Here is a 256-nt window from a genome sequence, read left to right on the forward strand (position 1 = left end):
TTAGGCACCGTTTCTCGGATCATGTGCGGAGCCAGACCATGAGGGCTGCGAGGGCGACGGTGCCGAGGTAGATGTAGGCGCGTTTCTCGTAGCGGGTGGCGACGGCGCGGAAGCCCTTGAGTCGGTTGATGGCACGTTCGACGGTGTTGCGCTTCTTGTAGTGCTCGCGGTCGAATCCGGTGGGCCGGCCGCCTTGGGATCCTCGGTTGTGCCTGTGCCTTTGCTGGTCGAGACGTTCGGGGATGGTGTGCCGGAT

At 63.7% G+C, this 256-nt stretch carries 1 protein-coding gene; it reads right to left on the reverse strand.

Going from position 1 to position 256, the window contains the following annotated elements; genetic code table 11:
* Window positions 1–19: 19 nt before the first annotated feature.
* Window positions 20–256, reverse strand: a 237-nt coding sequence (locus EBH09_RS37365; protein WP_193776774.1) for a transposase, incomplete at its 5' end; no start/stop codon positions are given.

The sequence above is a fragment of the Streptomyces sp. E2N166 genome, from assembly GCF_003671715.1.
GTDB lineage: Bacteria > Actinomycetota > Actinomycetes > Streptomycetales > Streptomycetaceae > Streptomyces > Streptomyces thinghirensis.